This window comes from Lentzea aerocolonigenes (genome assembly GCF_000974445.1).
Lineage (GTDB): Bacteria > Actinomycetota > Actinomycetes > Mycobacteriales > Pseudonocardiaceae > Lentzea > Lentzea aerocolonigenes.
In genome coordinates, this window is the sequence record NZ_BBOJ01000021.1 from 181,856 (window position 1) to 205,398 (window position 23,543).

The 23,543-nt window shown below is 71.2% G+C and carries 12 protein-coding genes; 3 read left to right on the forward strand and 9 right to left on the reverse strand.

What is annotated here, in order from left to right:
• Positions 1-74: 74 nt before the first annotated feature.
• The 5 genes from AOM45_RS35785 to AOM45_RS35805 form a co-directional block, all read right to left on the reverse strand.
• Positions 75-1,313, reverse strand: a complete 1,239-nt coding sequence (locus AOM45_RS35785; protein ID WP_051784307.1) for an MFS transporter — start codon at positions 1,311-1,313, stop codon at positions 75-77.
• Positions 1,310-1,717, reverse strand: a complete 408-nt coding sequence (locus AOM45_RS51950; protein WP_030471151.1) for a hypothetical protein — start codon at positions 1,715-1,717, stop codon at positions 1,310-1,312. The genes AOM45_RS35785 and AOM45_RS51950 overlap by 4 nt, the downstream gene beginning before the upstream one ends.
• On the reverse strand, positions 1,714-3,453 hold the full coding sequence (locus AOM45_RS35795) for an ABC transporter ATP-binding protein (protein WP_030471150.1): 1,740 nt from the start codon (positions 3,451-3,453) through the stop codon (positions 1,714-1,716). The genes AOM45_RS51950 and AOM45_RS35795 overlap by 4 nt, the downstream gene beginning before the upstream one ends.
• Positions 3,450-5,240: an ABC transporter ATP-binding protein gene (locus AOM45_RS35800; RefSeq protein WP_030471149.1), complete on the reverse strand. Its 1,791-nt coding sequence runs from the start codon at positions 5,238-5,240 to the stop codon at positions 3,450-3,452. The genes AOM45_RS35795 and AOM45_RS35800 overlap by 4 nt, the downstream gene beginning before the upstream one ends.
• A gap of 88 nt (positions 5,241-5,328) precedes the next feature.
• Positions 5,329-5,970 (reverse strand): TetR/AcrR family transcriptional regulator, encoded by a 642-nt coding sequence (locus tag AOM45_RS35805; protein ID WP_162185725.1) that lies wholly within the window; start codon positions 5,968-5,970, stop codon positions 5,329-5,331.
• A 191-nt stretch (positions 5,971-6,161) separates the two neighbouring features.
• Here AOM45_RS35805 and AOM45_RS35810 point away from each other — a divergent pair, with 191 nt between their 5' ends.
• The 3 genes from AOM45_RS35810 to AOM45_RS35820 all read left to right on the forward strand — a co-directional run bounded on the left by AOM45_RS35810 (position 6,162) and on the right by AOM45_RS35820 (position 11,210).
• Positions 6,162-7,160 (forward strand): methyltransferase, encoded by a 999-nt coding sequence (locus tag AOM45_RS35810; protein WP_030471147.1) that lies wholly within the window; start codon positions 6,162-6,164, stop codon positions 7,158-7,160.
• A 21-nt stretch (positions 7,161-7,181) separates the two neighbouring features.
• Entirely contained in the window at positions 7,182-8,411 is a 1,230-nt protein-coding gene (locus AOM45_RS35815; protein WP_081902507.1) for a metal-dependent hydrolase family protein, read from the forward strand.
• 105 nt (positions 8,412-8,516) lie between these two features.
• On the forward strand, positions 8,517-11,210 hold the full coding sequence (locus AOM45_RS35820) for a LuxR C-terminal-related transcriptional regulator (protein ID WP_162185724.1): 2,694 nt from the start codon (positions 8,517-8,519) through the stop codon (positions 11,208-11,210).
• Positions 11,211-11,377: 167 nt separating this feature from the next.
• Here AOM45_RS35820 and AOM45_RS35825 read toward each other — a convergent pair whose 3' ends face one another.
• The 4 genes from AOM45_RS35825 to AOM45_RS35840 are packed head-to-tail and all read right to left on the reverse strand — an operon-like array spanning position 11,378 to position 23,530.
• Positions 11,378-12,073, reverse strand: coding sequence for a thioesterase II family protein (locus tag AOM45_RS35825; RefSeq protein WP_156094186.1), 696 nt, complete (start codon positions 12,071-12,073; stop codon positions 11,378-11,380).
• Between the two features lie 5 nt (positions 12,074-12,078).
• Positions 12,079-13,212 (reverse strand): acyl-CoA dehydrogenase family protein, encoded by a 1,134-nt coding sequence (locus AOM45_RS35830; protein ID WP_035912390.1) that lies wholly within the window; start codon positions 13,210-13,212, stop codon positions 12,079-12,081.
• Positions 13,205-16,294 carry a non-ribosomal peptide synthetase gene (locus AOM45_RS35835; protein WP_030471142.1) on the reverse strand — a complete coding sequence of 1,030 codons (3,090 nt, stop codon included), beginning with the start codon at positions 16,292-16,294 and terminating at the stop codon, positions 13,205-13,207. Before AOM45_RS35835 ends, AOM45_RS35830 begins: the two co-directional genes overlap by 8 nt.
• Before the next feature lie 9 nt (positions 16,295-16,303).
• Complete coding sequence (locus AOM45_RS35840) at positions 16,304-23,530, reverse strand: hybrid non-ribosomal peptide synthetase/type I polyketide synthase (RefSeq protein WP_030471141.1); 7,227 nt, start codon at positions 23,528-23,530, stop codon at positions 16,304-16,306.
• Positions 23,531-23,543 lie beyond the last annotated feature (13 nt).

Here is a 23,543-nt window from a genome sequence, read left to right on the forward strand (position 1 = left end):
GGTGCTGCCGCGCCCCAGTATGCGCTGCGAGGCGGGCACGCCGGTTCGAGGTACGGCGGATAGCTCGAAATCGATCATGCGTCCACCACTGGGATTCTGTCGGGCGACTCCTGCGGAACGACGACCGGACGATCCTTCAACCGGGCGTTCACGACAGCCGCCGTCAGAACCGACGCAGCAGCACCGAGCAGGACGGGAAGATACCCCACCCGCTCGGCGAGCGCGACGGCCAGCGCGCCGCCGGCCAGCGACACGAAAAAGCCGACACTGGTCAGGACGGTGAAATCACTCGCGGCCGTCGTCGGGCGGGCGAGATCCATCGTGATCGCGTTGATGGCCACGGACCCGGCCGCGTACACGGCACCGAACAGGCACAGCGTCGCGGCCGTCGCGAGGAAAGGCGCGTGGCCGAGCGCCAGCGGGGCGAACCCGAGCAGCACCAGGCCCTGCGCGGCACAGGACAAGACGAGCACGCGCCGGCGGCCGAGTCGTTTCACCAGGAAGCCCGCACCGAGCGCGCCGAGGCCGGCGACCGAGCTGCCGACGACGCCCACGGTGAACCCGATCCTGTCGGCCGACCAGCCCGCGTCGACGAGCATCGGCGTCACCAGCGCATAGCCGCCGGTCATACCGATCCAGATCATCGGCAGCAGGAACACCGTCCACCTGACCACACCCGGCTCGCGGAACACGGTGAGCACGGCACGGAAACCGGGCCGCTCACCGGCAGAGGGACGTGGTGGTTCGCGGTACCGGGAAAGCTGCCACAGCGGAAGAACCGTCAGCACGGCGAGTGTCAGGACGGCGACGTACCAGCCGAACTGCGAGTACACGAAGAGAACGACGCCGCCGCCGAGCACGCTGCCGACGTATCCCCCGGCGAGCCGCACGCCGCTGCCGACGCCGCGGTCCTCCGGCTCGAGCGCGCGCACGGCGAGCGCGTCGGCCGCCACGTCCTGCACGGCCGCGGCCTGGATCACGACCAGCACGACGACGAGCAGCAGACCGAAGTCACCGACCGGGTCGAGAGGCAGCAACACCACCAGCATCACCGCCATCAACGGCTGGAGCACCAGCAGCCACGAGCGGAAGTGACCCCGCCGCCCGCCGTAGCGGTCGAGCAGCGGCGCCCACAGGAACTTGACCGCGAGCAGCAGGCCGGCCGCGTTGATCGCCGCGATCTGGCTCAGCGACGCGCCCCGGTCGCGCAGGATGACCACCAGCGCGATGGTGAAGAAGTTGATCGGCAGGTACTGGCCGGCGTGCAGGAACCCGAGCAACCGGAACGTGTCCCGCGTCGATGGCCCGGTCACCCGACTCTCAACTCCCCCGACTCGGCCCACAGGCGCCGGACCCGCCGCACCGCGAGGTACAACGGGTCCTCGCGCTCCCGCGCCACGTCGTCGGTCGGCAACGCGACGCCGGTGAGGGTGGCCATCGCACGAACCCACTCCGGCACGGCCGCCGCGCGGTACTGCGCGTACGCGTCGCAGCACCGGCGCGCCCAGGCCAGCGCCTGCCGGTCCGCGCGGTGTGCGTGCTGTTCCGCGAGCTGCGCCGCGGCCCAGCACGCGGTGCGCAGGTCCGCGGCCCGCGGGGCGGTGAACGCCTGCCGCACGATCGCGGCGAGGCCCTCCCCGCGGGCGGTGCGCATGTGCGTGAGGTACACCGACTCCAGGTCGAGCCCGCCGTACGGCCCGTCGTGGTCGACCCTCACGGCCGCGGTCCCGACGTGACGCGCCAGCCCGCCGCGCGGGACCGTTCGGCGTAGAAGCCCGCGTACCGACCGGCGCGTTCGATCAGCTCGTCGTGCGTTCCGAGCTCGATCACCGTGCCGCCGTCGATCACCGCGATCTGGTCGGCGTTGACGACGGTCGAGAGCCGGTGGGCGATCACGACGATCGTCTTGCCCCGCGCGGCGAGCGCGGCCATGCCCGCCGCCACCGCCGCCTCGTTCTCCGGGTCGAGCGCCGCGGTCACCTCGTCGAGCAGCACGATCGGCGTGTCCTTCAGCAGGGCACGGGCGATCGCGACCCGCTGGCGCTCACCGCCGGACAGGGACAACCCTCCCTCGCCGACCCGCGTCCGCCAGCCGTCGGGCAGGCGTTCCACGACCTCGTCCAGCCGGGCGGCGATGACCGCCTCCCGCACCTGCTCGTCCGTGGCGTCCGGTGCGGCGAGCCGCACGTTCTCGTCGATGGTGCCGTCGAAGAGGTACGTGTCCTGGAAGACGATGGACATCTGGTCCATCAGGTCGCCGGAGGTCAGGTCGCGGACGTCGGTGCCACCGACGCGGACCGCGCCGCGCTCGACGTCCCAGAACCGCGCGATCAGCCGCAGGATCGTGGTCTTGCCCGCGCCGGACGGTCCGACGAGCGCCGTCATCGCGCCGGCCGGGATCTTCAGCGAGAACCCGCGCAGCACCGGGCGGCCGCCGTAGGAGAACGTGACGTCGTCGAACTCGATCCCCGCCGTGGCGGGCGGCGTCGACGCAGGCGGCTCCGGCAGCGGTGACGCGGTCAGCACCTCGGACACCCGCTCGATCGCGACGTCGGCGACCCTGATCGTGCCGAAGAGGTTGCCGATCTGGGCGAGCGGCTCGACGAAACGCGTGGCCAGCACGAGCAACGCGACCGCGTCCGCCACCGTCAGGTCGCCGCCCAGCGCGAGCCACGTGCCCGCGATCAGCACGATCGTGAAGCCGAGCTGCACGACGCCGACGTACACGAGCTGCGGCATCGTGTGCCTGGTCAACGCGGTGCGGAAGGTGCGCCGCTGTTCGTCCAGCGCCCGCTCCATCGGGGCGAACCCTTCGAGCGCGCGGCCGGTGGCACGGAAGACCGGCTGTGCCTGGGCGAACTCGATCGCCCGTCCGGCCGCCTCCGCCGACGCATCGTCCATGATCGCCTGGGTCTCCCGCACCACGGGACCGGACCACCTGGTCACGAACATCGCGGCGGGCACGGTCACCAGGAACGCGACGCCCATGCGCCAGTCGACGAAGAACACACCGGCGACCACCGTCGCGGGCGTGACGATCGACTGCACCAGCTCGGGCCAGACGTGCGACACGATGCCCGCCGCGGACGGCGTCGACTGCGCGACCGCGCGCGCCAGCCGGCCGGACGGGTTGCCCACGTACCAGCCGAGGGGCAACCGCTGCAGGTGCCGTCCGATGTCGTGCTGCAGATCCCGCATGACCTCGTTGGCGGTGCGGTAACCGAGCGCCTTGGCCCACCACACCCCGGCGAGGTAGGCGAACCCGAGCACCGCCACCACGCCGAGCCACTTCACCGCGGCGCCGAGGTCCGGCGGAGCGGCCAGCACGGCCCGCAGCAACGGGATGATCATCACCAGCAGACAGCCCTGCAGCACACCGATGAGGACGTACCTCGCGGTGAGCATCCGCAACGTCTTGCCGTGCGGCCAGACCGCTAGCAAACGCTTGATCACTGGGCCGCCTCCGTCGTCATCTGCTGGATGAACCACATCCGCGCGTACCTGCCGTCGCGCCTGATGAGCTGGTCGTGGGTGCCGTGCTCGACGATCTGCCCGCCGTCGAGCACGAGGATCTGGTCGGCGTGGGCGATGGTGTGCAACCGGTGCGCCACCACGAGCAGCGTCCGGTTCCTGGTCAGCTCGGCGAGCGCCTCCTGGACGGCGACCTCGTTCTCCGGGTCGACGTAGGCGGTCGCCTCGTCCAGCAGCACGATCGGCGCGTCCTGGAGGATCGCGCGGGCGATCGTCAGCCGCTGCCGTTCACCACCGGACAGCACGCCGCCGCGTCCGGTCACCGGGGTGTCGTAGCCCTCCGGCATCGCCATGATCACTTCGTGCATCCGCGCGGCCTTCGCGGCGGCCTCGACCTCGGCGTCCGTCGCGTCCGGCCGGCCGAGCCGGATGTTCTCCCGGACGGTGTCGCGCACCAGCACGACGTCCTGGAACACCACGGCGATCAGCCGCAGCAGCTCGTTCTGGGGAATCTCGCGGATGTCGACGCCGCCGACCTCGATGGCGCCGCCGGTCACGTCGAAGAACCGCGGGATCAGCCGGGTCATGGTCGTCTTGCCGGACCCGGACGGCCCGACGATCGCCGTGACCGTCCCCTGTGGACAGATGGCGCTGACGTCCTGCAGCACCGGGTTGCGGCCGTCGTAGGAGAAGTCGACACCGGAGAACCGGATGTCGTAGCCGGTGGGCACCTGCGGGTGCACCGGTGCGGGCAGCGGCGGCTCCGCGAGCACGTCCGTGACGTGCTGCGCGGCCACGCTCGCCTTGCGCAGCAACTGGGTGCCCTGCACCAGGGTCATGAACGGCGCGGGCAGCCCGACACCGACGAGCACGAACGGCAGCAGGTCGAGCGGTTGCAGCCAGCCGGCGGCGACGAATCCCGTGCCCACGCCGAGCACGACCACCAGCACCGACGCGGGCGACAGCAGCGCCATGCTGGCGAACATCGCCTTGCCCGCTTCCCGCGTCCACGCCGCGAGCGCGTCGCAGAATTCGTCCACGGCGGACGAGAAGCGCCGGTGCGCGCGGCCCGCCTGGCCGTACGCCTTGATGACCTGGATGCCGTCGACGTACTCGATCGTCGAGTTGTTGATCCTGCGTTGCGCGTCGATCAACTGGGCCATCCTGGCCGGCATGGTGCGGTGCGCGATGCGGATGGCCAGCACGGCCAGCGGCAGCAGCGCGAGCGTCACCAGGGTCATCCGCCAGTCGACGGTGACGAGGTAGACGATCGCGGCCAGCGGCAGTCCGATGGCGCTGGCGACGTCGAGCATCGCGTGCGCCACCAGGTGGTGCATGTCCTCGATGTCGTCGTCCATCACCTTCTTGAGCTCACCGGAGCCCCGTCCCCCGAACCACCCGAGCGGCACGGTGGCCATGTGCCTGGCCAGCCGGGTGCGCAGGTGCCGCTGCAGGTCCGCGTCGGCGTAGTGCGTCACCAGGCTGCCGGTCACCAGCAGCCCCAGCCGGCCCGCGGCACCGGCGACGCCGGCGACGACCCACCACGTCACCGCCGAGCGCGGCCCGTCCGTCAGCAGCAGCGCGGTGATCTCGGCCACCGCGACGTACGGCAGCAGGCCCAGCACCGAGCTCACGAACGACATCGCGGTGCCCAGATAGAGCCGCCCACGCACCGGGCCGAGCAGCTCCCTGGTCTGCGGTTTGGCGGTGCCGCGCGGCTGCGGCTCCACCTCCGCAGAGCCGGTTGACACGTCAACAGTAGCGGTCACAACAGAAACCCTCCCCTGGTCAGGACATGCGTACAACATACGCACAAGGACAGCCTAACCGAAACCCGTTTCCAATAAGAAAACTGGGTCAGCGAGCGAGGAAGCCGTCGACCATGGCCTCGAGACCTTCCCGGAAGACGTCCCGGGTCATCAGCTCACGCATCGCGGGCGCCACGTGAGCGAGCTCCTCGTAGCCGTCCCGACCGGCCGGTTCCTGCTGGTCGTAGGTCCGCGCCGACGTGGCCGACAGGTGCCCGAAGAACACGTGTCCCCACGTGTAGTGCCAGATGGCGGTGTGCGCGACGGCCGCGGCGCGCTCGTCCAGCCCGGCCTCCCGCATGGCGGCGAACATGTGCTCGGACAGGTGCAGGGCGCTGGGCGGCAGCTCCTCGACGGCGAGCACGGCCTGCACGACCCAGCGGTTGCCCTCGAGGACGTCGTGCACCACGGTGACGGTGTCGAGCAACCGCCTGCGCGGGTCCGGTGACGCCGGCAGACGACGGCCGGTGATCTGCCGGGAGACCGCCTCGAGCAGCTCCATCAGCACCTCGCGCTTGTCGGCGACGTGCCGGTAGAGCGACATCGGCGCCGTCCCGATCTCGTCGGCCAGCCGCCGCATCGTCAGCACCTCGACGCCGTCGCGCTCGACCACGCGCATCGCCGCTCTGACGATGCGGGCCCGGTTGAGCGGTCCCGCCTGGCCGACACGTCCTCGCACTCCGTCCTTCACGAACACAGTGTGCACGCAGGGTTTTGGTCGGTTGATACCGAAGGTTCCCAATCCAGACCGGCCTGGGCTACAGTGTGACTGACCGTCAGTCATGTACTGACTGCAACGTTCTCTGGGGAATCACTCACTTTCCGTGTTCAAAGGGGGATGGCATGGTTGCACCTGCGGGCAGGGTCACGCCGACACCGCTCATGCGAATCGCGAGCGGTTTCGGAATGACGAAGGCTCTGGCGGCGGCGGTGGACCTCGGTCTTTTCGACTACCTCTCCAAGGTCGTGACCGCGACGACGGCCGACGTGTGCCGCGACCTCGGTCTCGTGGAGCGACCGGCCGTGATGTTGCTGACCACCTGCACGGCACTGGAACTGCTCGAATCCGACGGCGAGCACTACCGCAACTCGGCCGTGGCGGAGGAGTTCCTCGTCCTCGGCAAGCGGCACTACTTCGGCGATTACGTGAAGCTCAAGAACGTCCGCGCGTACGAGTCGTGGGGAGAGTTGCTGAAAGCGTTGCGCACCAACGCTCCGACCATGTGGGACCCGAAGACGCAGGACAGTCCGTTCGAGGACATCTCGCAGGAAGAGGCCCAGCTGTTCTACTCGGCGATGAGGTCGATCTCCGCCTACACCGCGGCCGCACTGGCCAAGGCCGTCGACCTCTCCGGCGCGAAGAAGCTGCTCGACGTCGGTGGTGGCAGCGGTGTGTACGGCATCGAACTCGGCCGGGTGTACGAAAACCTGCACACGACGGTGTACGACCTGCCGTCGGTGGCTCCGCTGGCCGAGCAGGCGGCTGCCGCGGCGGGCATGGCGGATCGCATCTCCGCCGCACCCGGTGACTTCCTGAAGGACGAACGACTTCCCGGCGGGCACGACGTCGTGCTGCTGTCCTCCGTGCTGCACAACTGGGGCCCCGAGTTCGACGCTTCGTTGGTGCGCAAGGTGTACGAGGCCGTCGAGCCCGGCGGCACGGTCATCGTCTGCGAGGTGTTCGTCTCCGACGACGGTGACGGGCCGCTCGAAGGCGCGCTGATGAGCCTCAACATGCTGGTCGAGACCTCCGGCGGCGCCAACTACCGCAAGCACGAGTACGAGACCTGGCTGACCGACGCGGGCTTCACCGACATCGAGTTCGTCAGCTTCGAGGCAGCCGGGGCCAACGGGGCCATGCTGGGGCGCAAGCCGCTCTGACGATCCTCCTGGGGGAATTGCATGTACCGCATCGATGCGGAGGTGATGATTCCCGGCAGGGGATCACCACTGTCCAACGCCACCGTCGTGATCGACGGCGACCGCATCTCCTACGCGGGTCCGCGCGACACCGCCCCGGCCGGGGAGCACCCGACCGTCTCCGTTCCCGTCGTCATGCCGGGACTGTGGGACTGTCACGTGCACTTCGCCGGGGTGCGTGACGGGGCGAGCACCCAGGAGATGATGCTGACGCCCGCACCGCTCGCGACCGTGCGGGCGGCGAAGGACGCGGAAGTGTTGCTGCAGGCCGGTTTCACGAGCGTCCGCGACCTGGGCGGCTACGGCGTGCACCTCGCGGCCGCGGTCGCCGAGGGCACACTGGCAGGGCCGTCGATCTACAGCGCCAACAAGGTGATCAGCCAGACCGGCGGTCACTCCGACGCACACCGCCTGCCCTACCAGTCGGTCAGCGATCCGTGCCGCGCCAACGGGATGCAGATCCTGGCCGACGGCGTCGACGAGTGTCTGAAGGCCGTCCGGCTCCAGCTGCGCGAGGGCGCACGCGTGATCAAGGTGTGCACCTCGGGCGGGGTCGTGTCCGAACTGGACGATCCGTACCACCGGCAGTTCAGCGACGCGGAGCTCCGCGCGGTCGTCGAGGAGGCGGGCCGCGCCGAACGTGCGGTCGCCGCGCACTGTCACGGCAAGGCGGGCGTGCTGGCCGCCGCCGCGGCGGGCTGCACGACGATCGAGCACGGCAGCCAGATCGACGAGGAGACCGCGGCCGCCATCAAGGAGAGCGGCGCGGTTCTCGTGCCGACCCGCACGGTGTTCGCGGCGTTGAAAGCGAGTCTCGGCGTGCTGCCGCCGCACTGGCGGGACAAGGTGGCGCGGCTCGCCGACGAACACCTGGTGAGCATGCAGGTCGCGCTGTCCGCCGGTGTGCAGCTGGCCGCCGGCACCGATCTCGGGCTCAGCCGGCCGGGCACTCCCCTGTCCTTCGGCCGCAACGGCGAGGAGTTCGGCCACCTCGTCGCCGCGGGCATGACCCCGCTGCAGGCGATCGAGGCCGGCACCGCGGCCGCCCCGCTCACCCTGGGCGGGCAGGCACCCAGGTCAGGTCTGCTCGAACAGGGCTACGACGCAGACGTCATCGCGCTCTCCGCCAACCCCGTCGCGGACATCTCCGTGCTCGCACGACCGGAGCTCGTCACGCACGTGTGGCGGAAGGGGAAACCGGTCAAGCAGTAGGCACACCGACACGACAACCGGGGGAGATTGATGAGTTTCGACGTCGAATCGACACCACTAGGGGTGCGGTTCCCGTTTCCGAGGTCCACTTTGGACACGTGCGACGTGTCAGACACACCACCCGACTTACCCGCGCTGGAACAGCACCTCGACTTCGTCGCTCTCGGGCACGACGCGGTGCTGTTCGCGGAAGGCGGTGCGGGCACGGGCAAGACCACGCTCCTGCGTTCCGCCGCGATCGCCGCGGAACGCCGCGGGTTCGTCGTGCTCTCGACCTGCGCGAGCCGGTACGAGTCCCACCTGGAGCTCAACCTGATCCGGCGGCTGTGCGGATGGGCGGAGGAGGACACCGTCCTCGACCCGCACGCGGCCCAGGACGACCTGCAGACCGCCTGCCGCGACGTGCACCGCGCGGTACTGGAGCTCGCGAGGCAGGCGCCGGTCCTGATCGTGGTCGACGACCTGCACTGGTGCGACCTGTCCTCGTTGCACTGCCTCGCGTTCCTGAGCCGTCGCACGCGCGGGCGCCCGGTCGCCGTCCTCTGTTCGAAGCTCAGCGGCAGCAACGGCCCCGATCCGGTGCTGCTGGACGAGATGCTGCGGTCGCACAGCTCCACGTCACGGGTCCGCCTGGGACCGTTGGACGGAACGGCGCTGCGTGATCTCGCCGCACGGGCGCTCGGGTCGGTGCCGCCGGGGCTGCCCGCCTCGCTGGCGTGGTGGTGCGGCCGCAACCAGTTCCTCGTGGGTGAGGTGCTGGAAGCCCTGACCTGGTACCACGAACTCCCGTCGTCGATCACCGAGGTGGTGCCGCCGAGCATCCACCCGTGGCTGCTCAGCAGGCTGCCGCACACCGTGCCCGCGTGCCTGCCGGTGGCGCAGGCCGTCGCGCTGCTCGGCGACCACGCCAAACTCGCACTGGTCAGCGAGGTCGCCGGGGTGTCGTCGATCGACGCGGCGCACGCGGTGATGGCGATGACCGACCTCGGCCTGCTGCGCGCCGGGGAGATCGTGGCGTTCCAGCACCCCGTCGTCGCGGCCGCGATGCGCAACGCCATCCCGCCAGCCGACCGGCCGCTGCTGCACCTCATCGCGGCCGAACAGCTGCAACGCTCGGGTGCCGCGCCCCGCACGATGGTGTCGTTCCTGCTCGGCTCCGACGCGGTCGAGTCGCCGCTGACCGTCCGGCTGCTCCTCGACGTCGTGCGCGACCTGCACGAGACCGAGACGGCCGCGGCGCGAGTACCGCTGCTGCGGCAGCTGCTCTCCCGCCCGCTGCCGAACGAGGCCAGGGTGAAGATCGTGCACCTGCTCGGTCTCGCCGAGCTGGAGCTCGCGCCCAGCCAGGCGGCCGAACACCTCGCGGAGGCCTACCAGCTGACCGACGTGCAGCACAGGGCGACGGTCGCGCTCCAGCAGGCGCAGGCGCTGCACCTGCTCGGGCGTGCGGAAGAAGCGGTCCGGCTGCTCGACGAGGTGGCGACCTCGACCACCGCGGACGAGCTCCTCCGCACCCGGATCGAGCTGCAGCTGATCACCACCACGATCGACGACCCGTCCCTGCACACGGCGGCCCTGCGCGCGACCCGCAGGCTGCGGCACGGCGAGCACAGCGAGAGCGCGGAACAGATCGCGGCGGCGCTGACCGGTGCGTCCGCGTGCGGCGTGGAACCCGGTGAGGCCTGGCGGTTGCTGGCACCGGCCGGGTCGCCGGGGCTGCCGCTCGCGTGGCTGATGACCGCGCGGGCGGTGCTGTCCACCGGCCACCACGACCGGATCCTGCCCTACACCACGGAATGGGTCTCAGCGAAGCGCCAGGGCCCGGTGCAGGAGGTGCTCGCGCGGAGCCTGCGGGCCGAGGTGCTGCTGCGGCTGGGCAGGGTGACCGAGGCGGCGGCCGACACGCACGCCGCGCTGGAGATGTTGAGCAGCCTGGACGACGAGGCCCGGCAGGCACCGCTGACCGCGGCGCTCGGCCCGCTGGTCGACACGTTGCTGGAACGCGGTGAGCTCGAGTCGGCGGGCAGACTGCTGGCCGACGCCGACCTCGACAGCGACACCCCGCCGCGCTGGCACCGGGTGACGTTGCTGCTGGGCCGCGGACGACTGCGGCAGGCGCTCGGCGACCCGGTGAGTGGCCTGTCGGACATCATGCGCTGCGGCGATCTGTTGTCCTCGTGGGGAGACTTCGGCCCGTACGCGGTGCCGTGGCGGGTGCACGCCGTCCGCGCGCTGCTGGCGCTGGGCGACCGCGACACCGCGCGCAGGCTGGCCGACGAGGAACTGGCCGAGGCCCGCAGCCAGGGTTGCCGGGCACACCGGCTGGGCGTGGCGTTGTGCTCGACCGGTCAGACGGTGGGCGGCAACGCGGGACGCGACCTGCTGATGGAGTCCATCAACGTGCTCGAGGACAGCCACGCGCAACTCGACCTGGCCGTGGCACTGGGCGAACTGGGCACGGCCCTCAGCAGAGCAGGCCGCGCCCGCGACGCGCGGCACCGGCTCAAGCAGGGCTGCGCACTCGCCGACGAGGCGGGCGCGACAGTGCTGTCCACCGTGCTGGAACGCAGGCTGCGCGAAGCCGGCGGCCGGGCCCGCGGCCGCGTCCACGGCGTGGAGTCGCTGACCGCGACCGAACGCCAGGTGGCGAGACTCGCGGTGACCGGACGCACCAACAAGGAGATCGCGAGCACGCTCTTCGTCACCCGCCGCACCGTCGAGATGCACCTGACCCAGGTGTACCGGAAGCTGCGGATCACGGGCCGCAGCGAGCTGTTCGACGTGCTGGGAGACTCGTGACCGCAGGGCTCTGATCACCGCGGCCGTTCGGGCGTGCCCAACGACGTGCCCGCCCCCACGCACCGCAGGTGGTGCGTCTCAGCGACCTGATCGAGGAGAGTTCCTCGGTGTGCCCCGCCTCCGCACACGACCCAGGTCCCGAACCACCAACGTGATCTCCGCCCACGTCACCACTGCAAGTCCCGGCACAACGCCCTCACCAGCGCGACCTCCTCGGTGTGCAGAAAGAAGTGGTCCCCCGCGAACAGGTCCACCCGGCACCGCCCGCGGGTGTGCCGCGCCCACGCGTGCAGGTCCGCGACCGGGATGTCCGCGTCCCGAGTCCCGCCGTACACCGAGATCGGGCAGTCCAGCGGCTCCCCCGGCACGAGCCGGTAGCACTCCGAGACCGTGAAGTCGGCCCGCAGGGCAGGCAGCAGCAGCCGCATGAGGTCCGCGTTGCGCAGCACCTCGTCCGGGGTGCCGTTCAGCTCGCGCAGCCGGGTCACGAACGCGTCGTCGGGCAGGTGGTGGATTCTCGACTCCCGCAGCGGCAGGTGCGGTGCGCGGTGGCCGGAGACGATCAACCGTGCCGGCACGCGACCGTGACGGGTGCGCAGCAGTCGTGCGGTCTCGAACGCCAGCAGCGCACCCAGGCTGTGTCCGAAGAGGACGATCGGCTGGTCGAGGTGCGGCAGCAGGGTGGGGAGCAGGTCGTCCAGCAACGGGGCCAGGCGGTCCACCGGGCGGTCCCGGATCCGGCTGCCGCGGCCAGGCAGCTCGACCAGGTGGACGTCCGCCACCTGGCCGAGTGCCTGCCGCAACGGCACGTACGCGCGTGACGAGCCGCCCGCGTACGGGAAGCAGAACATCTGTGGACGCACCGGGCTCACCCGACCGGCACCGGAGCGGTCAGCGTGGGAAAAATGGTGCGCAGCAGGATGTTGTCCGTGCCCTCGTAGATCTTGCCCGCCTTGGCGTCGCGCAGGAGCTTCTCCACCGGGTGCGCGCGGTCGTACCCGATGCCGCCGTGCACCTCCACGGCGACGCCGGCGGCCTCCTCCGCGACCTCGGCCGCGAACAGCTTGGCCATCGCGGTCAACCGCAGCCGTTCCACCGGTGAGCAGCCCTGCGCGATGGCGCGCACGGCGTCGTAAGTCAACGCCCGCGCGGCCTCCAGCCTTGTCGCCACCGCGGCGATCGGGAACTGCACGCCCTGGAACGTGTTGATGCGGCTGCCGAACTGCTCGCGCCGGGACGCGTACCGCAGGCTCAGCTCCAAAGCGCCCTGCGCGAGCCCCACCATCTGGGCCGCGATGCCGAGCCTGCCGATGTCCAGCGCCTCCAGGGCGACCGACCGTCCCGCACCCACGCCGCCGACCGCGTCCACGGCCCGCACCCGCACGCCGTCGAGCGTGAGCTGGGCCGTCGCCGCCGCCCGCACGCCGAGCTGGTCGGTCGGTTCGGCGACGGTGAGCCCCGGCGTGCCGCGTTCGACGAGGAACGCCGAGGCGTCCTTGCCCTCCGGTGACGACGCGAACACCAGGAACAGGTCGGCGTGCACCGCGCTGCTGGTCCACTTCTTCCTGCCGCGCAACAGGAATCCGCCCGGCACCGGCTCGGCGACGGTCTCCAGGTTGAGCGCGTCGCTGCCCGCCTGCTCTTCCGACAGCGCGAACGCGCCGATCGAGCCGCGGGCGAGCGCCGTCAGGTACCGCCGTTTGAGATCACCGTTGCCCTGCCGGAGGATCGTGCTGACGATCAACGCGTTGTGCACGTCGACCACCACCGCGACACCGGGGTCGACCCGCGCCACCTCCTCGATGCACACCATCGCGTCGAAGAGGGTTCCGCCGCGACCGCCGTAGACGCGCGGGATCTCGACCGCCATCAGACCGGCCGCGAACAACTCCCTGCGCAGCACGGGATCCAGCCGCGCGGTCCGGTCCATTTCGGCGGACCGGTGCCGGATCTCGCGCTCGGCGAGCTCGCGGACGGCGGCCCGCCACGCCTGGTCACTCACCGGCCACCGCCTGCGCGATCCGTTCCACCGTCGGGTTCACCAGCAGGAGGCTCACCGGGACCTCCGCCCCGTGCGCCAGCTTAAGGTGGGCGGACAACCGCATGGCGAGCACGGAGTGCAGGCCGAGCTGACCGAGGTCGTCGAGCACGCCGAGCTCCTCCAGGCCGAGCTGCGCCGCGACGAACTCCGCGATCCGGCGTTCGAGATCGGTCCGCGGCGCGACCTTCTCCACGGCCTGACCGGCGATCCGCAGGTCGGGCAGCGCGGCGTGGTCGATCTTGCCGTTGGGTGTCGTCGGCACCGCGGCGATCCAGCCGAGGGCGGCGGGCACCATGTGCGCGGGCAACCGTTCCCGCAGGTGCAGGAACAACTCGGGTTCCGGCACGCGCTCACCGTCCGGCACCACGTACGCCACCAGCGCGCCCGACCGCACGACCACGCAGGCGGTCAGCACGTTCGGATGCGCCCGCAGCACGGACTCGACCTCGCCCGGCTCGACGCGGAACCCGCGCACCTTCACCTGCCCGTCGGCGCGGCCGAGGTACTCGAGCTCGCCGTCGGGAAGCCGGCGGGCGAGGTCGCCGGTGCGGTACATGGTCGCGCCCGGCACGAACGGGTCCGGCAGGAACCGTTGGGCGGTCAGCTCTTCACGCCCGTGGTAGCCGAGCCCGACGGCGTCGCCGGACACGTGGATCTCGCCGGGAACCCCGGTGGGGACCGGCCTTCCCGACGCGTCGAGCAGGTACAGCCGCTGGTTCGGCAGCGCCGAGCCGATCACGCTCGCGCCGTCCCCGTGCTCGATCTCGTCGTGGGCGATCCGGTGGAACGTGCTGACCACGCTCGCCTCGGTGAGCCCGTACAGGTTCACCAGCGCCACGTCCGTCCCGAGCCACGGCCTCAACGTGCGCGGGTCGAGCCGGTCCGCGCCGAGGAACACGTAGCGCAGCGCCAGGTCGTCACGCGGAGCGAGCTGCTCGAACGCAGCGGGCGTCTGGCTGAGCACCGTCACGCCCTCGCACTCCAGCAGGTCCTGCAACGCGAGGGAATCCCGCGCGAGACCGGGTGGCACGACGACGAGCGTGCCGCCGTGTGCGAGTGCTCCCCACATCTCCCAGACGGTGTAGTCGAACGCGTAGGAGTGGCACAGCGTCCACACGTCGTCGGAACGGAAGCCGAACGTGTCGTGCGCGGCGGACAACAGCGAGAGCACACCGCGGTGCGTGACGCGCACGCCCTTCGGCTGACCGGTCGAGCCGGACGTGTAGAGCACGTAGGCGAGGTCGTCCCCGGTGATGTCGACGGCGGGCGGCGCGGAGGCCTCCGGCCACAGGGTCCTGTCGTCGAGCCGCAGGACCGGACGGCCGAGCTCGGCAGCCACGTCGGCGACCGCGGCGCTCGCGAGCACGAGCGGCAGGTCCGCGTCGTCGGCCAGGTACCGCAACCTCTCCGGCGGGTACTCCGGGTCGAGCGGCACGTACGCCGCTCCGGCCTTGAGCACCGCCAGCACGGCGACGACGAGGTCGGCGGAGCGTTCCACGCACAGGCCCACGAGCGAACCGGGGCCGATTCCCCGTGCCCGTAACAGGTGTGCGATGCCGTTGGCCGTCTGGTCGAGCCGCCAGTACGTCATGCTCATGTCGCCGCACCGCACGGCGACCGCCGTCGGCTGCCGTTGCACCCAGTGCGTGAACCGGTCCTGCACGGTGCCCGGCGGCACCGGCACGAGCGGTGCGGCGACGTGGCCGGCGAAAGCGGTGATCTCCTGCCGCGGGCGGGGATCGAGGTCACCGATGCGCATGCCGGGGTTGCGCACCACCTGTTCGAGCAGCGCGCGGAGCTGCGCCGCGATGGTGAGGCCCGCGTCCCGGCCGAAGTGCCGCAGGTCGTGCATGATGCGCAGCGGCATGTCGTCGCCGGGCATGATGACCATGGTGATCGGGTAGTGCGTCCGCCCGTCGTACACCGCGTCCACGAGGGTCAGTCCGACGTCGTCCAGCCGCAGGTCCGGCATCGGCACGTTCTCGTACGACACGGTGGTCTGCAGCAACGGCATCGGGACGTCGGCGAGCCGCTGGATCTCCACGAGCGGCAGCGCCCACTGCTCCCGCATCGCTGCCTGCTCCGCCTGGAACCGGCGCAGCCACTCGACCAGCCGCTCGGAGCGGTCGAGCCGCGTGCGGACCGGCAACGTCACGATCATCGGGCCGAGGATGCCGCCGGCGCCGGGCAGGTCCGGCGGCCGGTGCGCGATCGTCACGCCGGTGACGAGGTCGTCGGCGCCGAGATGCCTGCTGAGCAACAGGATCCAGGCCGCCTGGGTGATCGTGGGCAGGGTGAGCTGGTGCTGCTTCGCCAGCGCCTGGATGTCCTCGGCGAGGTCGCCCAGCGTGACGTGCACGTAGTCGTGCACGCCCATCTTGCCGAGCGAGACCGGGTCGGGGGCGAGACCGAGCGAGGCGACCGGCGCGAAACCCTCCAGCTCCTCGCGCCAGAACTTCTCCTCGGTCGTCGTGGTCCTGCCACGCCACCAGCCGACGTAGTTGCGGTACGGCACCGCGGCGGGAAGACCGGGGTCCTCACCGCGGCACACCGCCCGGTAGCAGGTGAAGAAGTCCATGATCGCGAGGCCGAACGACCAGCCGTCCATGAGCAGGTGCGAGAAGCGCCAGGCGAACGTCCAGGTGTCCTCGTCGCGACGGATCAGCGACACCCGCATCAGCGGCACCGCCGTGAGGTCGAAGCCCTGGAGGCGTTCCTCGACGAGCCACGCCTGGAAACGCCGTTCCTGCTCGTCGGCCGGCTGGTCGCGCCAGTCCTGCAGGTCGAGCGGGAGCGTCGCGGTGCGGTGCACGACCTGCAGCGGCTCTCCCCCGTCGTCCCAGTGGAACGTGGTGCGCAGGATCGGGTGCCGGTCGAGGACCAGCTGCCACGCCCTGCCGAACTCCTCCGGCCTCATGGCGCCGGCGAACGTGATGCTCAGCTGCTCGACGTACACCCCGCTCGCCGGCTGGTGCAGCTGCTCGTACAGCAGGCCCTGCTGGATCGGCGAGAGGCCGTACACGTCCTCGATGTTCTTCGCCATCACTGCCTCTCAGTCGTCGTCGCCGAAGCGGGCGAGGAAGGAGTTGAGGCCTTCCTCGTCGAGCCCTGCGAGCGGGAAGTCGGACGTGCGGTAGGAGCCGGTTCCCGCGCTGCGGCCGTACGCCACGATGCGGTCGAGCGCCTGTTCGAACCGTGCGGCCAGTTCGGCCGGGTCGGCGTCTTGCGAGTGCCGCCACCGGATCCGCAGCACGCCGTCGACCACGGCCGCACCGATCTCCAGCCGCGGACCGGCGGGCGACGAGCCCTGGTGTTCGGGGCCCGCGAAGTCCTCTGGCAGCCCGACAGGTCCTACCAGCCGCCAGTCGGCGGGAACCTCGTGCAACAGGACGTCCTTTTCGGACAGTTCCACCTCGTCGGTCGTCGTGGTGCGGAAACCGTCCTTCACCGCGTCGATCACGTCGGGCACCGCCGCGTCCTGATCCGGGCGCGGCAACGGGGTCAGCGTGGTGAACCGGCCCGCCGTCGCGCTCAGGTCGGCGGCGCCCTGGACCCGTTCGGCACCGCGAGCGACGACGACCCGCCCGTCCACCGCCAGGAGCAGTGCCGCGGCCAGGGTTTCGGTCAGCGACACGTGGAACGCGCCGAAGGTGTCGTCCCTCCACTCGACCGGCATCGCGTGGTGGAACGTCCGGTCCCGCACGGCGCCGGCACCGGTGGTGATCGCGGGCAGTTCGGCGGCGCTCGCCCACGCGGTGTACGGACCAGCGGGTTCGAGCCAGCGCACCGGTTCGTGCCGCGACAGCTGGTCGTACGCCGAGGCGAACTCTCGGAGCAGGATCTGCCACGACCGTTCGTCGGCGACCAGCCGGTGCAGGATCCAGACCAGCTTCCGGCCGCGGTCACCGAGCCCGAACACCGCGAGCCCGACCACCTCACCGGCCGACGGATCGAGCTCGTGCGCGATCTCGGTGACCATCTGGTCCATGAGCTGGTCCCGCTCGCCGTCGGGCAGCGCGGAGAGGTCGATGTCCGCGACGTACGGCCGGTCCCCCGGCTCGGCGGGCACCCGTTGCTCACCGGCGTCGGCGTCGACCACCAGCCGCAGCACGGGATGCCGCGCCATCAGTTCGGCCAGCGCCTCCTCCGCCACGGCCGGGTCGAAGTGCTCGGCGACGTCCAGCACGACCCACTCGGCCCGATCGGTGAGCAGCGCGCGCTGGTACGGCGTGAGCGGGGCGGACTCCGCGGTCACCGGTGTGATGCCGGACCGCACCAGCGCACCCGCGAGCTGCGCGACGGTCTGGTGCTCGAACAACTGCTGCGGCGTCACCGGGAGGCCGAGCGCGTTGGCCCTGGTCACCGCCTGGATGCCGAGGATCGAGTCGCCGCCGAGGTCGAAGAAGTTGTCGTGCGGGCCGACGTCCTGCCGGGACAGGACGTCGGCGACGATCGCCAGCAGCTGGTCGACGAGCGCCCGCAGCCGGTCGTCGACGATCGGGTCGCCCTCGTCCACCCGGTCGGCGGCCGGGTCCGGCAGTGCCGTCCTGTCGACCTTTCCGTTGCTGCTCAACGGGAGCCGGTCGAGCACGACGAACTGCGCCGGGACCATGTACGACGGCAACCGGTCAGCCAGGTGGGCCCGCAACCCTTCCTGGTCGAGGGGATCGTCGAGCTCCGCGTCCGGCACGACGTAGGCGACGAGCCTGCGGTGGCCCCGGTCTCCGGCCGCCGTGACGACGACCTGCGCGACCCGCGGGTGGTCCAGCAACGCGTGCTCGACCTCGCCCAGCTCGATCCGGTAGCCACCGATCTTGACCTGGAAGTCCTCCCGGCCGAGGAACTCGATCACCCCGTCCGGCCAGTACCGGCCGAGGTCACCGGTCCGGTACCAGCCGTCGGTGAAGCTCCGCACCGTGCGTTCCTCGTCGTGCCAGTACCCCTGCGCGACACCGGCTCCACCGATGAGCAGCTCGCCGGGCACCCACACCGGGCAGTGCTCGTCGAGCGCGTTCACCACCATGAAGGCCTGGTTGCGCAACGGTTTGCCGTACGGGATCGACACCCAGGCCGGATCGACCTCCTCGATCGCGTGGAAGATCGACCACACCGCGGCCTCCGTCGCACCGCCCAGGCTCACCACCGAGCAGCCGGGCGCGAACGCCCGCACCCGGTCCGGCAGGCTGACCGGCAGCCAGTCGCCGGACAGCAGCATCACCCGCAACGGCAGCCGGTCCGACCGGCCCTCGGCGTGCTCGGCGAGCATCTGGGCCAGTGCCGGCACGGTGTTCCACACGGTGATCTCGTGCTCGGTCACGAGCTCCCACCACCGGCCGGGGTCGCGTCCCGCCTCCGGCTCCGGCAGCACGAGCGCTCCGCCCACACCGAGCACGCCGAAGACGTCGAACACCGACAGGTCGAAGCTCAGCGACGACAGGCCGAGGACCCGGTCTCCCGCACCGACACCGAACCGGGTGCACACGTCCGCCAGGGTGTTGAACGCCGACCGGTGCGTGACCGCGACGCCCTTGGGCACGCCCGTCGACCCGGACGTGTAGATCACGTAAGCGACGTCGTCCGGCTGCGCCGGGCACTCCCAGCCCGCGAGATCGGCCGATCGCCAGTCGGCGTTCTCGTCGATCTCGCTCACCACGCACGCGACCCCGGAGTGCTCCACGAGCCACTGGCGGCGTTCCTCCGGCAGGTCGGGGGCGATCGGCACGTAGATCCCGCCGGCCGCCAGCACGCCGAGCACGGCGACCGTCTGCCGCCAGCCCTTCTGCACACCGATGCCGACGGGTGTGCCGCGGCCGACCCCGTTCTCGCGCAACGACTCGGCGAGCCGCACCGCCCGGCCGCACAGCTCGCCGAACGTCAGCCACGTGCCGTCCGACCAGACCGCCGGAACGTCCGGCACGGACAGCGCACGGGCGAAGACCGCCTCGTGCAGCAGCATGTCCAGCAGCTCGCCCTCGGTCGCGTTGGCCTCGGCGAACACCTTCTCCTGCCACGCGGGCAGGGTGACGCCCACGGCCTGCCACGCGGGTTCCTCGACGAGGCTCTCGACGAGCGCGCGGTAGGTGTCGAACATGTCGTCCAGCAACCCCTCGGGGAACAGCTCGTCCACCGCGTGCCACGACAGGTCGAGCGCGCCGTCGACCTCCATGACGAAGTGGTCCAGCGACACCTGCGGGGTCTGCGAGATCGCGTGCTGCTGCGTGCCCAGCCACGCGAACGGCCCACCGCTCGTGCCGGGGTCCTGCATCAACGCGCTGGTGAACACGACCGGCATCAGCGCGCCGGTGGCCGAGCCGCGCACCCGTGCCAGCTCGCGCAGCACCCGGACGCCGCTGACGTGCCGGTGCTCCAGGTCCTGCCAGCTGCGCTGCTGCACCTGCACGACGACGTCGGCGAACACCGGCGCCTCGCGCAGGTCGACCTCCAGCAGGTTGAACGACGCGAACTCGCCGACCAGCTCGTCGACCTCGGGGTGGAACGGCAGCCGGTTGACCGCGGTGAGGTTCAGCGTGAAGTGCTGCGACTTGCTCCACCGCCCGACCACGGCCGCGTAGGCGGCCACGAGCACGCTGGTCGGCGTGACGCCGTGCGACGCGGCGATCTGCTTGATCCGGTTCCACCGGTCGACGTCGATCCTGGCGTGCCTGCGGGAGAACTCGGCGGGCCCGGACGGTGCGCTGAGCGCGGGCAGCTCCGGTGCGGGCGGCAGCGTTTGCACGCGCTCCCGCCAGTACTCCAGCGACCGCTCGTAGACCGCGGTCTCGCGCATCGCGGACTCGGCGAGCACGTAGTCGCGGAACGACAGGCCGAGCGGCGCGGGATTCCAGTCCGGGTGCTCGTAGAACCGCTGCCAGTCCCGCTGCACCTGGAAGAAGAAGCTCGCGACGTCGGCTCCGATCAGGTCGAAGCTCACGTGCACCCGCAGGCCGCCGGCGCCACGGGTCGCCCGCACCTCCCACAGCGGCCACTGGTCGACGGTGTGCATCTGCGCGGACATCCGCTCGCGCACCGCCTCCGGCCCCAGTTCGTCGACCTCGATGCGGTACGGCTCAACGGATTCGAGCACGCGCTGCCGTCCGTCGGGCAACACGACCGCGCGCAGCATCTCGTGCCGGTCGACCACCTTGCGCCACGCCGCCTCCAGCCGTTCGAGGTCGAGCGAGTCGCTCTCGTACTCCAGGTAGACGTGCGCGGCGACGTCACCCATCTCGAAGCTGCCGAACCGGCCGATCCACTGCGCCTGCTGGATCTCCAGCAGCGGGAACGGCTCGAACCGGTGCTCGGGATCGGGCGTGACGACCGGAAGTGCGTCCGATGTGGACTGTCCGTCGGACGCGGCGACGCCCGCGATGGTGGGTGCCGCGAGCAGCTGTTGCAGCGTGACCTCGACGCCGAGCTCGCGCAGCCTGGTCACGACGCGGGACGCGAGCAGCGAGTGGCCGCCGAGCTCGAAGAAGCTGTCGTGCACGCCGATCGGGCTGATCCCGAAGAACTCCTCCCACACCCCGGCGACGAGCCTTTCCCGGTCGTCGCGGGGCGCCACGTAGTCGGCCAGCAGCAGCGACCGCTCGTCGTTCGCGTCGACGTCCGGCGTGATCTCGACGTGCGCGACGACACCGCCGCCGTCGGACCGCTCGACCCAGTGGCGCCGGCGCTGGAACGGGTAGGTGGGCAACGAGATCCTGCGCCGAGCGCCGCGGTGCAGCGCGGTCCAGTCGACCCCGACGCCCGCACCCCACATCTTGCCCAGCGCTTCCCGCAGCACCACGCCGTCGGCCCGCTCGTCGGTGGCGGTCCGCATCGTGGCGAACACCGCGCTGCGCGGCGGCAGGCTCTGCCTCGCCAGCGTGCCCAGCGCGTGACCGGGGCCGGCCTCGGCGATCACGAACGGCCCACCCGCGGTCGCGACGCGCACGCAGTCGGCGAACCGAACGCCCGCGCGGATCTGCCGCGCCCAGTAGGCCGGATCGGTCGCCTGCTCGTCGGTGATCCAGGTGCCGGTGACGTTGGACGTGAAGCGCCGCGTGGGCGGTCGCAGCGTGATCGAGCGCAGGTGCTCGGTGAACGGCTCGACCACCGGGTCCATCATCGGCGAGTGGAACGCGTGCGACGTCCGCAGCGGACGTGCGGTGACGTCCCGCGCGGCCAGGGCTTCGGCGAACGCGGTGACCTCGTCACCCGGACCGGAGACGACGACCAGCTCGTCGGCGTTGACCGCCGCCACGGCGAGGTTCCCGGACAGCATCGGCCGCACCACGGCCTCGCCCGCCGCGACCGACAGCATCGCTCCCGGCGGCTGCTCGGCCATCAGGCGTGCCCTGGTCACGACCGCCTTCAGCGCGTCGGGCAGGGTGAACACGCCGGCCAGGCAGGCGGCGACCAGCTCGCCGACGCTGTGCCCGACCATGCCGTCGGGCCGGATTCCCCACGCCTCCAGCTGCACCGCCAGCGCGTACTCCGTGACGAAGAGCGCGGGCTGGGCGTACCGGGTGTCGGTGAGCGTGGCGGGGTCGCCGTCGAACAGCAGCTCCGCCAGATCCCTGTCCAGCAACGGCCGCAACAGTTCCAGGCAGCTGTCGACGGTGGCGCGGTAGTGCTCCTCGGTCTCGTACAGGCCGCGCCCCATGCCGGGGTACTGGGTGCCCTGACCGGGAAACAGCAGCACCAGACCGGGTTCCTCGGCTCGACTGTCCCAGGTGGACACCCGGTCGGGCGCTTCGCCCTCGAGGAGTCCCGGCAGCTCGGCGAGGTCGGTGCACACGACGGAACGCCGGTAGCGCCGGTGCGCGCGTCCGGTCTGCAGGGTGGCGGCGATGTCGGCCAGGTCGAGTTCCGGTTGTGCGCCGACGTGTTCGGCGAGCCGGGCGGTCGCGTCGTCGAGGGCGGCGGGCGTGGCGGCGGAGAGCAGCACGACCTGCTCGCGCTCGGCAGGGCCGGGCTCGGTGGCCGTCCTCGGCGCCTCCTCCAGGATCACGTGGGCGTTGGTGCCGCCGATGCCGAACGAGCTCACGCCGATCCGGCGCGGGGTGCCGTTCGGCTTCCACGGCACCAGGCTCGTGTTGACCTGGAACGGGGTGCGGTCGAAGTCGATCTGCGGGTTCGGGCGGGTGAAGTGCAGGCTCGGCACCAGCTGTTCGTGCTTGAGCTGCAGGATCGCCTTGATGAGCCCGGTGATGCCCGCCGCGGTGTCCAGGTGGCCGACGTTCGACTTGACCGAGCCGAGCGCGCAGTACCCGGACTCCGCGGTGTGCTCGCGGAACGCCCTGGTGAGCGCGGTGACCTCGATGGGGTCACCGATCAGCGTGCCGGTGCCGTGCGCCTCGACCGCGCTGATGGTCGACGCGTCCAGCCCGCCGACCTCGAGCGCGGTGGCGATCACGCTGGTCTGCCCGTCGATGCTCGGTGCGGTGTACCCGACCTTGCGGGAGCCGTCGTTGTTGGTGGCGGAGGCCTTCACGACGGCTTCGACGTGGTCGCCGTCGCGCAACGCGTCCTCGAGGCGCTTGAGCACGACCACACCGGCGCCGCTGCCGAACACCGTGCCGCTCGCCTCCGCGTCGAACGGGCGGCAGTGCCCGTCCCTGGAGAAGACCAGCCCTTCCTCGTGCACGTAACCGGTGTGCTGCGGCACCCGGACGGACACGCCGCCCGCGACCGCGACGTCGCACTCCTCGTTCAGCAACGCCTGACACGCCAGGTGCACCGCGACCAGCGACGTCGAGCAGGCGGTCTGCACGGTGACGCACGGCCCGTGCAGGTCGAGCTTGTAGGCGGTGCGGGTGGCCAGGTAGTCCTTGTCGTTGTGGATCATCAGCTCGAACGCGGTGGCGTTCGGCGTTAGCCGCGCGCCGCCCAGCAAGTTCGAGATCAGGTAGGTCGGCAGGTTCGCGCCGGCGTAGACACCGATCACGTCCTGCTCGCCCGGCACGCAGGCGGCGTCCTCCAGCGCTTCCGACACGCATTCGAGGAAGATCCGCTGCTGCGGGTCCAGCAGCGCCGCCTCCCGTGCGGTGAAGCCGAAGAAGCCCGCGTCGAACAGGTCGATGTCGTCGAGGATCGCGCCGGCCCTGACGAAACCGGGCTGGCCCAGCACTTCCGCGGGGATGCCCGCCGCCAGCAGGTCGGCGGCGTCGAGCGGCGTGATCGACTCGACGCCCTCGCTCAGGTTGCGCCAGAACCGGTGCACGTCCGGAGCGCCGGGAAACCGTCCCGACATCCCGACGACCGCGATGTCCGTGGTGCTCGTGTCTGCAGTGGACACTGGTAGTCCTCCG

What these genes read in the sequence shown, in the direction of transcription:
- AOM45_RS35810 (WP_030471147.1), top strand. Translation starts at nt 6,162, where the DNA reads ATGCGAATCGCGAGCGGTTTCGGAATGACGAAGGCTCTGGCGGCGGCG.
- AOM45_RS35815 (WP_081902507.1), top strand. Translation starts at nt 7,182, where the DNA reads ATGTACCGCATCGATGCGGAGGTGATGATTCCCGGCAGGGGATCACCA.
- AOM45_RS35835 (WP_030471142.1), bottom strand. Translation starts at nt 16,294, where the DNA reads ATGGCGAAGAACATCGAGGACGTGTACGGCCTCTCGCCGATCCAGCAG.